The 11,810-nt window shown below is 50.4% G+C and carries 10 protein-coding genes; 9 read left to right on the top strand and 1 reads right to left on the bottom strand.

The features are described from left to right. Nucleotides 1-506 precede the first annotated feature (506 nt). From aceB to ABT56_RS10815, 3 genes are all read left to right on the top strand, one after another. A complete protein-coding gene (aceB, locus tag ABT56_RS10825; protein ID WP_047878871.1) occupies nucleotides 507-2,117 on the top strand; it encodes a malate synthase A in 1,611 nt (536 codons plus the stop codon). A 107-nt stretch (nucleotides 2,118-2,224) separates the two neighbouring features. Beyond that, nucleotides 2,225-3,532 (top strand): isocitrate lyase, encoded by a 1,308-nt coding sequence (gene aceA, locus ABT56_RS10820; RefSeq protein WP_047878870.1) that lies wholly within the window; start codon nucleotides 2,225-2,227, stop codon nucleotides 3,530-3,532. A gap of 173 nt (nucleotides 3,533-3,705) precedes the next feature. Then, nucleotides 3,706-4,218, top strand: coding sequence for a hypothetical protein (locus tag ABT56_RS10815; RefSeq protein ID WP_047878869.1), 513 nt, complete (start codon nucleotides 3,706-3,708; stop codon nucleotides 4,216-4,218). 92 nt (nucleotides 4,219-4,310) lie between these two features. Here the strand turns inward: ABT56_RS10815 and ABT56_RS10810 are convergent, their stop codons facing one another. Beyond that, nucleotides 4,311-4,778, bottom strand: a complete 468-nt coding sequence (locus ABT56_RS10810) for a CBS domain-containing protein (protein WP_047878868.1) — start codon at nucleotides 4,776-4,778, stop codon at nucleotides 4,311-4,313. A 218-nt stretch (nucleotides 4,779-4,996) separates the two neighbouring features. On the opposite strand from ABT56_RS10810, the gene ABT56_RS10805 reads away from it, so the two are divergent. The 6 genes from ABT56_RS10805 (at nucleotide 4,997) to secF (ending at nucleotide 11,810) form a co-directional block, all read left to right on the top strand. Next, entirely contained in the window at nucleotides 4,997-6,103 is a 1,107-nt protein-coding gene (locus ABT56_RS10805) for a S1 family peptidase (protein WP_053062443.1), read from the top strand. 65 nt (nucleotides 6,104-6,168) lie between these two features. Beyond that, nucleotides 6,169-7,221 carry a tRNA preQ1(34) S-adenosylmethionine ribosyltransferase-isomerase QueA gene (gene queA, locus ABT56_RS10800; RefSeq protein WP_047878919.1) on the top strand — a complete coding sequence of 351 codons (1,053 nt, stop codon included), beginning with the start codon at nucleotides 6,169-6,171 and terminating at the stop codon, nucleotides 7,219-7,221. 269 nt (nucleotides 7,222-7,490) lie between these two features. After that, a complete protein-coding gene (gene tgt, locus ABT56_RS10795) occupies nucleotides 7,491-8,621 on the top strand; it encodes a tRNA guanosine(34) transglycosylase Tgt (protein WP_047878867.1) in 1,131 nt (376 codons plus the stop codon). Between the two features lie 16 nt (nucleotides 8,622-8,637). Then, nucleotides 8,638-8,970, top strand: coding sequence for a preprotein translocase subunit YajC (gene yajC / locus ABT56_RS10790; protein WP_047878866.1), 333 nt, complete (start codon nucleotides 8,638-8,640; stop codon nucleotides 8,968-8,970). Between the two features lie 26 nt (nucleotides 8,971-8,996). Continuing rightward, nucleotides 8,997-10,850: a protein translocase subunit SecD gene (gene secD, locus ABT56_RS10785; RefSeq protein ID WP_047878865.1), complete on the top strand. Its 1,854-nt coding sequence runs from the start codon at nucleotides 8,997-8,999 to the stop codon at nucleotides 10,848-10,850. A 12-nt stretch (nucleotides 10,851-10,862) separates the two neighbouring features. Further along, nucleotides 10,863-11,810 carry a protein translocase subunit SecF gene (gene secF, locus ABT56_RS10780; RefSeq protein ID WP_047878864.1) on the top strand — a complete coding sequence of 316 codons (948 nt, stop codon included), beginning with the start codon at nucleotides 10,863-10,865 and terminating at the stop codon, nucleotides 11,808-11,810.

Genomic DNA, 11,810 nt, shown 5'->3' with positions numbered 1-11,810 from the left:
TTAATCAATCAATTTTGTAGGTTTATTTTGTTTCGCATCACAAACAAATGAAACCGATGACACACAGTCTTTCCATGTTGGTGTCCAAAACTTCACATTTTCATGCGATTAATTTTTTGTTTATTAAATGTATTGTCTATCCTTGGTTTTGGTAAATATGTTTGAAACGCATATTTGATTACCCGAGCAAAGAGGTTTGTTATGTAATTTATTTACGTAATTACAAACACATTGCTAAAGTCATCAGCCTGATTCGTAAAACCGAGTAAATAGCTGAATTCTGTTTCAATTTAGTGTTTTGAGTTTTAACTCTATATTGATTAACCAATTGAATAATAGGTGTTTTGCTCAGAATGTTTTGGCTAGTGGTAAAACGACAAATTTGCAATTCTTCGTTTGTTGCGGCAACGTAAATAGGCCGTTAAGCCTATGGTGTGAAATGGTGTTGGTATAGTTGTTACTGATAAAAGTGGTGATTAAGTTACAGGTGTAAGGGAGCGAATTAAATGGATAGAACACATACTGGCGGCCACGAGGTTAAATTATCCCTTCAGGCAGCATTGACCCCCGAGCAGGCATCTATTCTCAGTAAGGACGCTTTGCAATTTCTGGAAAAACTCGTTCAACGTTTTGCTTCCCGTGTCCCTGAACTTCTTGCTACCCGCGAACAGCGTCAGGCGGCGATTGACGAAGGTCAGTTGCCGGACTTCTTGCCAGAGACGGCATCGATTCGCCAAGAGGGCTGGAAGATCCAGAGTATTCCTAAGGATCTGCAGGATCGCCGAGTTGAAATTACTGGGCCGGTCGAGCGCAAGATGGTCATCAATGCCTTGAATGCCGATGTAAAGGTTTTTATGGCTGACTTCGAGGACTCTTTCTCACCCGCATGGGATGAAGTGATTGAGGGTCATCGCAATTTGCGAGATGCGGTGAATGGTACGATTTCCTATACCCAGCCAGAAACGGGAAAGCACTATGAGCTGGCGGAGGATCCCGCAGTGCTGATCTGCCGGGTTAGGGGGCTTCATCTGCCGGAAAAACATCTGTTTTGGCAAGGCGAGCCGATCCCTGGCTGCTTGATGGATTTTGCCCTGTATTTCTTCCATAACCACCGGCAGTTGCTTGAAAAGGGAAGCGGTCCGTACTTTTACATCCCCAAGTTGCAAGCGTATCAGGAGGCGGCATGGTGGAGCGATGTCTTCAGTTTTGCTGAAGATGAATTCGGTCTGGCTCGCGGGACAATCAAGGCTACGGTCTTGATCGAAACCTTGCCTGCAGTGTTTGAAATGGACGAGATCCTCTATAGCCTCAAGGAGCATATTGTCGGTCTCAATTGTGGACGTTGGGACTATATTTTTAGCTATATCAAGACATTGCGCAATCATCCCGACCGTATCCTGCCTGATCGCCAAGTCGTGACGATGGAGAAGCCCTTCCTCAATGCCTATTCCCGCCTGTTGGTGAAAACCTGCCATCGCCGTGGTGCATTTGCGATGGGGGGGATGGCGGCCTTTATTCCGTCTAAAGAGCCGGAGCAGAACGCTTGGGTGCTGAACAAAATTCAGACCGACAAATCTCTGGAGGCCAACAATGGGCATGACGGTACATGGGTCGCGCATCCTGGTCTAGCCGGTACGGCAATGGCGGTATTTGATGCCGTACTTGGTGAGCGCAGCAATCAGTTGGATGTCATGCGGCACGAGGATGCGCCGATCAGTGCCGCTGAGTTATTGGCACCGTGCGAGGGCGAGCGTACCGAGGAGGGGATGCGGCATAACATTCGGGTGGCCGTGCAATATATCGAAGCATGGATCTCCGGTAATGGCTGTGTCCCAATTTACGGTTTGATGGAAGATGCCGCTACGGCGGAGATCTCCCGAGCCTCTATCTGGCAGTGGATCAGACACGGCCAGTCATTGAGTAATGGCAAGGTCGTGACCAAAGCCTTGTTCGAGCAGATGCTCAGCGAAGAAATGCAGGTATTGGAGCAGGAGCTGGGCGAGGCGCATTTTGCCAAAGGGCGTTATGACGAAGCGGCTGTGTTGATGGCCCAGTTGACCACCAGTGATGAATTGGTGAATTTCCTGACCTTGCCGGGATACGAGTACTTGCCTTAGTCATAACAAGAAAGGAAGGCCGGTCGGCATTGGTCGGGAATGGCCTGAGTCAGTTCAATAACGAAATGTGATGCGAATTATCGCCAAATGAAACGAGGGACATCATTATGACATTAACTCGCCAGCAACAAATTGAAGCATTGGAAAAGGACTGGGCTGAGAACCCACGTTGGAAGCATGTAAAGCGTACCTACACCGCAGAGGAAGTGATTAACTTGCGTGGCTCGTTTGCGCCAGCCAATACCATTGCTCAGCGTGGTGCCGACAAGCTATGGGATCTCGTGAACGGTGGAGCCAAGAAAGGGTATGTCAATTGCCTAGGGGCATTGACTGGCGGTCAGGCGGTGCAGCAGGCGAAGGCCGGTATTGAGGCTATTTACCTCTCTGGCTGGCAGGTTGCTGCTGATAACAATACGGCCAGTTCGATGTACCCCGATCAGTCGCTTTATCCCGTAGATTCTGTACCTGCCGTTGTTAAGCGAATCAACAATTCATTCCGCCGTGCGGATCAAATTCAATGGTCGAACGGAAGTTCACCAGAGGAGGGGATTGATTACTTCTTGCCGATTGTTGCCGATGCCGAGGCCGGATTTGGCGGCGTACTTAATGCCTATGAGCTGATGCGTAATATGATTGATGCTGGGGCGGCGGGTGTGCATTTTGAAGATCAGTTGGCATCGGTCAAGAAGTGTGGCCATATGGGCGGCAAGGTATTGGTACCGACTCAAGAAGCGGTGCAGAAGCTGGTTGCTGCACGTCTGGCGGCCGATGTGGCAGGTACGACAACACTGGTTATCGCCCGTACCGATGCCAACGCGGCAGACTTGCTGACATCTGACTGCGACCCGTATGACAAGGACTTCATTGTTGGCGAGCGTACTGCAGAAGGTTTCTACCGTGTGCGTGCCGGTATTGATCAGGCGATAGCCCGCGGTTTGGCTTATGCCCCGTATGCTGACTTGATTTGGTGTGAAACGGCTACGCCTTGCCTTGAGGAGGCACGTAAGTTCGCCGAGGCTATCCATGCCCAGTACCCGGATCAGTTGCTGGCATATAACTGCTCGCCATCGTTCAACTGGGAGAAGAACCTCGACGCAGAGACCATTGCTAAGTTCCAGCAAGAGCTGTCGGACATGGGCTATAAGTACCAGTTTATTACGCTGGCGGGGATCCATAACATGTGGTTCAACATGTTTGAGCTTGCCCATGCTTACGCACAGGGTGAGGGCATGCGCCACTATGTTGAGAAAGTACAGCGTCCAGAGTTTGAGGCGGCCGAGAAGGGTTACACCTTCGTGGCTCACCAGCAGGAAGTGGGTACCGGTTATTTCGACAAGATGACCAACACCATTCAGGGGGGGAACTCATCAGTAACCGCCTTGACGGGCTCAACCGAGGAAGAGCAGTTCAAATAGCAGCATCAGCAGTAAACCTGCTGTTAGCAAGCAATAGTTCACCAAACGAAGAGCGCCGCTGAGGCGCTCTGTTTGTTTGTGGATAAAAGCGACACAGTCATTGCACGGGATTGGTGATGTCACTCGCTAATGTGGGCCGCTCTCCCCACTGAATCTTAAGTTATTGATAGTCTATGGTTTTGTTTGATGGCTGGTCAGCTGGGATTATTGACTTGGGTATGTATCTTAAAAGTGGCCTATTGATAGCAATAGGGGTTGGGGCAAGTTTGTCTGCTTGGGCGCAGGATAGTTATTGGCATGGTCGGGTAAATACGCTGTCAGAAAGCGAGCCCTGGACGGTTGAAATTGTGCTTGATCTTGCGGAAGGGGAGCTGGATACGACGGTATCGCAGTTGGCGTCTTGTGAACAGGTTACGGTAAGTATGGGCAATGACAGCGACTCTTTTCTTGACGCGATGCGGCATATGATGATCAAGCTGAATTACCGTCATGAGACCCTGTTGGCGATGCAGTTTATCAAGGAGAAGTATCTTAGCCGCGAGCAGGTATCTTTCACGGCACAATCACAGGGGGGGGCTGCTGTGGTTACGTCAGATTGCCACGTCTATTTTAGCCGGATCCAGTTGGAGAGCGATCCGCAGGGAAATGCACCGACAGTAACGTTTGTTAGTAACGGCCATATCTAAGCCATGCATGAGCTGTTTGCAAGGCAATTGAACCGCAAAAGAGTATGGCCAGAAAGCCTATCTCATGACTTTCTGGCGCTATTTGCTAATGGCTAAAAGTCTGTTTCGAGGTTATCCCCGTCTTCATCGATAGGCTCTATCTCTTCTTGTATCTCCAGTAAATTAATCGCAATCGAAACGAAATCGGTGTCAGTGATGATGCCGATTAATTTATTGTGGTTAACAATCGGCAAGCAGCCAATTTGGCGTTTTTGCATATACATTGCTGCTTCTTTTAGGCCTGCATTGGGAGCAACGCTGTGGAGCTGGCGGTGCATCGCTTGCTCGAGCGGGATATCCAGCGCAGAGATGAAGTTGCTTTTCGTAATGTGTTCGAGGCAGGACTCCTGGGCTGCCAGTATGTCCCGCTGGCTAACGAGGCCGATTAGGTGGTTGTCTTTGTCGGTCACCGGAATGTGGTGAACGTGGTGCTTGTCCATGAGGTGCTTGGCATCGGCAAGAGTGTGCGATGCTGTCAGGGTATGGGGGTGCGGGGTCATCATATCTGCGACGGTAAACATACAGGCCTCCAAGCTTGTTTTTACTGCCTGCATGAGCAGGCCTATAAGATCGTATTGCCTTGCTACTTATTTGACTGTAGCGAATCCTGCCATTCTCTCCTATGACGAGAGTCAAAGAATCGGAAGGTTGTTTGCTTGTGTCTCATTTGTTTCTCATAAGTTAATTTTCAATAGCTGTCATATACTCATTACATAGTATGTTATATAGGAATGTGTAGATGGGTAGGTCGTTGCTTTTGCTGTGCTTTATTTGCCTGTTTGGTACAGGGGAGAGTTGGGGTAGCGATCCTGCACCAGAACCTAGGGTCATAGGGGGGATTGTTTCAGGCAATAGTGAGTTGCCTTGGCAGGCATATCTCAATATGACCTATCGTACGAACGGCACGGTGAGGACATTTATCTGTGGTGGGGTGGTTATTAGTCCGGATGTCGTTGTGACGGCTGCCCATTGCCTACGAAATGACGGAGAGACGGTATCGGTTAATGATATTGAGGTGTGGGCGGGGATCACCAGTATTTTCAGTGCCAGCGCCTCTAACGCTGTGTCAGTAAGGGAATTGGTTATCCACCCTAGCTACAATGCCTTTCGATTTGCCAATGATATCGCGATTTTGAAGTTATCATCCGCGCTGCCTGATACGGTGGTACCGATTCAAGTGGCAACGACCGATGAGCAATTTGATGCTGACTTGGCTTTCAATAGCGGTTGGGTGGATAACGGCGAGCGTATCGCCAATCTGCTAGTTTCTGGCTGGGGGAGTACCGATCCTAGCGATCCCAACTCGGGATCGACTCGACTGCGTCAGACCTTACTTTCCGGTGTCCCGGATTTTCGCTGCGACAGTTTGTGGGGAGCCAATATCACCGGCCTTGATTACCCTATTTATCTCTGTGCCGGCTCGACATCGCCGGATTTAGCCCGCGATAGCTGTTTTGGTGATTCCGGCGGGCCGCTTGTCTGGCAGAACCCACAGCGGGCTGGGGATAGTGATTTTGGCTTGCGTCTGGTTGGGTTGGTCAGCTTTGGCGAAGGATGTGCCGGTCGCCTCCCTGGCGTGTACACGGAAACGGCGACATACCGTGACTGGATCGCCGCAGAGGTGGGAGAGTCGATTTTCGGGCAGCCAACGCCGAGTTTCAAAGTGAATCCCTTTGAGGCTGATTATCCGGCAGAGAACGAGGAGGGAGTAACCACTATCACCATCGACAACACCGGTGGCGACAGTGGTGGTGGTAGCTTATCGTGGTGGTGGCTATGTGCTGTGGGTTGGCTAGCCCTGTATCGTCGGAGGCGTGTCGTGCCTGCATCCTCGTTGCAGCAATAGTAGAGTCGACTCTCAATACCGCATATGGATATAATGGCGGCTTGCTGTAATTTAGGGCCATGATGATGCAAGTTTCCGATTTTCACTTTGATCTTCCCGATGAGCTGATTGCTCGTTACCCACAACCTGAGCGTACGGCGAGCCGCCTACTGCAGTTGGACGGCAATACCGGCGAGCTGACGCATAAAGGCTTCAAGGATGTACTTGATTTAGTTATGCCTGGCGATTTGTTGGTATTTAACAATACCCGCGTGATCCCTGCCCGTTTGTTTGGTCGCAAGGCGTCTGGTGGCAAGATTGAGGTACTGGTTGAGCGTATGCTTGACGACAAGTCGATTCTGGCACACGTACGTGCGTCAAAAGCACCGAAGCCGGGCAATGAGTTGTTACTGGGCGAAAATGACGATTACAAGGCAGAGATGGTCGCCCGCCACGACGCACTGTTTGAAATCCGCTTTGATAGCGAAAAGACAGTGTTGGAAATTCTCGAAGAAGTAGGCCATATGCCACTGCCTCCGTACATTGACCGTCCGGATGAAGATGCAGACAAAGAGCGTTACCAGACCGTGTATAACGCCAAGCCGGGTGCGGTTGCGGCACCGACAGCCGGTCTGCACTTTGACGATGAGCTGCTAGCGGCGATCAAGGCCAAAGGTGCAAGCTTTGCATTCGTTACCTTGCACGTTGGTGCAGGTACTTTCCAGCCGGTGCGGGTGGACAATATTCTTGATCACCACATGCATGCCGAGTACGTTGAAGTACCGGCTGATGTTGTTGCTGCTGTTAATGAGACCAAGGCCAATGGCGGCCGGGTGATTGCGGTAGGTACGACTTCTGTACGCTCGCTCGAGAGTGCCGCTCAGGATGCTGTGAAAAATGGCACTGAGCTGAAGCCGTTTTTCGGTGATACCGAGATCTTTATCTACCCGGGGTATGAGTTCCAGCTGATTGATGTGCTGATCACTAACTTCCACCTGCCTGAGTCAACGTTGATCATGTTGGTCAGTGCGTTTGCCGGCTATGAGCATACGATGAATGCTTATCAGCAAGCTGTTGAAAATAAATATCGATTCTTTAGTTACGGCGATTCGATGTTTGTTACTCGGCAGGTTAAATAATCAGCAATTAATTACATCTAAGTCAGTGTGACTTCAGGCTGCATTTGGTAAAATGCAGCCTTTGTCTTTTTTATTGGCTGAGAAAGTGTTTTTCGGCTGATAGCGAATTCCTCCGCTTGTCGATACGGCAAGGTGGAGAATAGGCAGCGGGCCCTTGCCATTGCTGCTTTAATGTAAGACTGGGTGGCGAATGGCTGCCTTGTCGGTCCTCTTGAACATTGTGTTCGGGAGGGGTATGTCAGATTGTTTCTCTGGCTGTTGGAGGCTGTGTGAAATTTGAATTAGATAAAACCCAAGGCAATGCCCGTCGAGGCCGCTTGGTGTTTGAACGTGGTACGGTAGAAACCCCGGCATTCATGCCAGTAGGTACTTACGGTACGGTAAAAGGTATGACACCGGAGGAAGTGAAAGACACCGGTGCGCAAATCTTGTTGGGTAACACCTTCCACCTGTGGCTACGCCCAGGTCAAGAAGTGATGAAGCTACACGGTGACCTGCATGATTTCATGAATTGGCAGGGCCCAATCCTGACGGATTCAGGCGGTTTCCAGGTATTCAGCCTAGGTGCTATGCGTAAAATCACTGAAGAAGGTGTGCATTTCCGCAACCCGGTAAACGGCGACAAGATCTTCATGGATGCAGAGAAATCAATGCAAATCCAATACGATCTTGGCTCTGATATTGTGATGATTTTTGATGAATGTACGCCTTATCCTGCGACGCATGATGAAGCGAAAACATCGATGGAAATGTCACTGCGCTGGGCACAACGTAGCCGTAACGAGTTTGACCGCCAAGAAAATCCAAATGCACTGTTTGGTATTGTTCAAGGTGGTGTATACGAAGACTTGCGCGACGTGTCTGTGGAAGGCCTGACTAAGATCGGTTTCGACGGCTACGCGGTTGGCGGCTTGGCCGTTGGCGAGCCGAAAGAAGACATGCACCGTATTTTGGAGCATACCTGTCCTCAGTTGCCACAAGACAAGCCTCGCTACCTGATGGGTGTGGGCAAGCCAGAAGACTTGGTTGAGGGTGTGCGTCGCGGTATCGATATGTTCGACTGCGTAATGCCTACTCGAAATGCCCGAAATGGCCACCTGTTTGTGACCGGCGGTGTGATCAAGATCCGTAATGCGAAACATAAAACAGATACAACCCCTCTCGATCCGCACTGTGACTGTTACACTTGTCGCAACTACTCGAAGGCGTATCTGTACCACCTAGATAAGTGTAACGAAATTCTGGGTGCGCGCCTAAATACAATCCACAACTTGCGTTACTACCAGCGTTTGATGGCAAGTATCCGCAAGGCGATTGAAGAAGATCGTTTCGATGCATTTGTAGAAGAGTTCTATGCGCGTCGTAACCGTGAAGTTCCACCACTAAACGACAACAACTAAACGAGGACGTTAGTAAATGAGTCTGATTTCTCAAGCACACGCAGCAGCAGAAGGTGCACCACAGGGCGGCAGCATGCAGCTGTTCATCATGCTGGGCCTATTTGCCGTTATTTTCTACTTCATGATTTACCGTCCACAGGCGAAACGCGTTAAAGAGCACAAGAACCTTATGTCTTCTATGGGCAAGGGCGATGAAGTGCTTACTAACGGTGGCCTAGTTGGCAAAATCACCAAGGTGTCAGAAGAGAACGACTACATTGTAATCGCGCTTAACGACAACAATGAAGTAACCATCAAGAAAGATTTCGTGACTGCCGTACTACCGAAAGGCACGATGAAGTCTCTGTAACAAATTTGCTTTGAAGGATCACAGCAGTGTTAAACCGTTATCCCTTGTGGAAGAACTTGATGGTAGTGTTCGCACTGATCGTCGGTTTGCTTTACGCACTTCCCAATGTATACGGTGAGGATCCGGCAATTCAAGTCTCCGGGGCGCGTGGCGCCTCGGTAGACATGGCTGCCCTGGATGCCGTCACCGAAGATTTGAAACAAAACAATCTCCCATATAAGTCTGTCGCATTCGAAAACGGTACTGTCTTGGTCCGATTCAACGACACTGACACTCAAATCAGTGCTCGCGATATCCTCAATGACAAACTGGGCGATGATTACGTCGTTGCCTTGAACCTCGCACCATCAACGCCAACTTGGCTAGAGTCTATTGGTGCTACGCCAATGAAACTGGGCCTAGACCTGCGCGGCGGCGTGCACTTCCTGATGGAAGTTGACATGGATGCTGCGATGGAGAAATTGCTTGGTCAGCAGGAGGAGACTTTCCGTACCGAGTTGCGTGAAGCCAAAATCCGTTACCGCGCGATCAGCAAGACCAAGGACGCGGTGGAAGTTCGCCTGCGTAATGCGGAACAGCTGGAACAAGCCTCACAGGCATTGGCGAAACTGCATCCCGATATGGTCTTTACCGACAGCGACAAGAATGGTCGTTTTGTCTTGAGTGCGACGTTTACGGAAGCCCGCCTACAGGAAATCCGTAACTACGCTGTTGAGCAAAACATTACTATCTTGCGTAACCGAGTGAACGAACTGGGTGTTGCCGAGCCATTGGTTCAGCGCCAAGGTGCCAACCGTATCGTGGTTGAGCTACCGGGTGTCCAGGACACAGCGCGTGCCAAGGAAATCCTTGGTGCAACCGCAACGCTTGAGTTCCGCGAAGTTGACAGCTCGGCTGATCTAGCTGCAGCTGCATCAGGCCGCGTACCTGCTGGTAGTGAAGTGAAGTACACCCGTGACGATCGTCCGGTGGTGCTGAAGAAACGCGTGATCCTATCGGGTTCACACATCACAGATGCAAGCTCAAGTGCCGATGAATATGGCCGTCCTCAGGTTAACATCTCGCTAGATAGCGAAGGTGGCAGCAAGATGACTGCTTTCTCGCGCAACAATGTCGGCAAGCTGATGGCAACTGTCTTTACCGAATACAAAGACAGTGGCAAGCGCGATCCTGACGGCAAAGTCATGCTTGAGAAGCACGAAGAAGTTATCAACCAAGCAACCATCCAGACTGCACTGGGCCGCAATTTCCGCATCACGGGAATCGACTCGCAGGCAGAAGCCCATAACCTGGCCCTGCTATTGCGTGCCGGTGCCTTGATTGCACCCATTTCCATTGTCGAAGAGCGTACCATTGGTCCATCAATGGGTCAGCAGAACATCGACATGGGCATCCAGGCGTGTATCTGGGGCATGATTGCCGTTATGTTGTTCACCGTCTTCTACTACCGTCGCTTTGGTTTGTTTGCCAATGTGGCGCTGATGATGAACCTTGTGCTGATTATCGGCATCATGTCGATGATTCCAGGGGCTACCATGACCTTGCCGGGTATTGCCGGTATCGTTCTGACAGTCGGTATGGCGGTTGACGCCAACGTTTTGATTTTCGAACGTATCCGTGAAGAGCTACGCGATGGACGCAGTCCGCAGCATGCGATTCAGCAGGGCTATGCCAACGCATTCAGCACCATTGCCGATGCCAACATCACAACGTTGATCACCGCGATCATTTTGTTTGCTGTGGGTACGGGTGCGATTAAAGGTTTTGCCGTGACTCTGTCTATCGGTATTTTGACTTCCATGTTTACGGCTATTATCGGTACCCGTGCACTGGTTAACTTGGTTTACGGCGGCAAGCGCGTCGATAAACTGTCGATCTAAGGAGACGCTGACATGTTTGAATTGATGAAGGCGGATAAAGTGATCGACTTTATGCGCTGGTCGAAGTTCGCTTTCGTGTTCTCGGCGATTATGATTGTTGCCTCGCTAGGCACTGTGGCCACCCAGAAGCTGAATTGGGGACTTGATTTTACCGGCGGTACCTTGATTGAGGTGAGCTTCGAGCAACCGGTAGAATTGCCTAAGATCCGTCAATCACTGGAAACTGCGGGTTTTGGTGATGCCATCGTGCAGAACTTCGGTACCGCCCGTGATGTGATGGTTCGTCTGCAGCCACGCGAAGATGCCAAAGGTGAAAAACTGGGTAACCAGATCATCGAGGCACTGAAGAGCGGGACTGGCCAGAACGTAGAGATGCGCCGTATCGAGTTCGTTGGCCCTAATGTGGGTGACGAGCTGGCAGAAGCGGGTGGTTTGGCCATTTTGGCGGCCCTGCTTTGTATCTTGCTGTATATCTCAATGCGTTTTGAATGGCGTCTGGCAGCCGGTGCGGTATTGGCACTGGCTCACGATATCATCATTACTATTGGTATCTTCTCGTTCACCCAGATCGAAATTGACCTGACGATTGTTGCGGCATTGCTGACGGTTGTCGGTTACTCGCTCAACGATACCATCGTTGTCTTTGACCGTATCCGTGAAAACTTCCGTAAGATGCGCAAGGAAACGGCTATCGAGGTGATGAACAGCTCGATTACCCAGACCTTGAGCCGTACCTTGATCACTTCGGCAACGACCTTGTTCGTGGTTATTGCCCTGTTCGTGAAAGGCGGTAGCATGATCCACGGCTTTGCTGCTGCATTGCTGATCGGTATCACTGTGGGTACGTATTCATCTATCTATGTTGCATCGGCGTTGGCGCTTAAACTGGGTATCACCCGTGAGCACCTGATGCCACCACAGGTAGACAAAGAAGGTGAGGAGTTCGACGCGATGCCATAA

This window comes from Photobacterium aquae (assembly GCF_001029445.1).
Classification (GTDB): Bacteria; Pseudomonadota; Gammaproteobacteria; order Enterobacterales; family Vibrionaceae; genus Photobacterium; species Photobacterium aquae.
The sequence above is the reverse complement of the archived record's forward strand: the minus strand, read 5'-3'. Positions and strand labels throughout refer to the sequence as shown.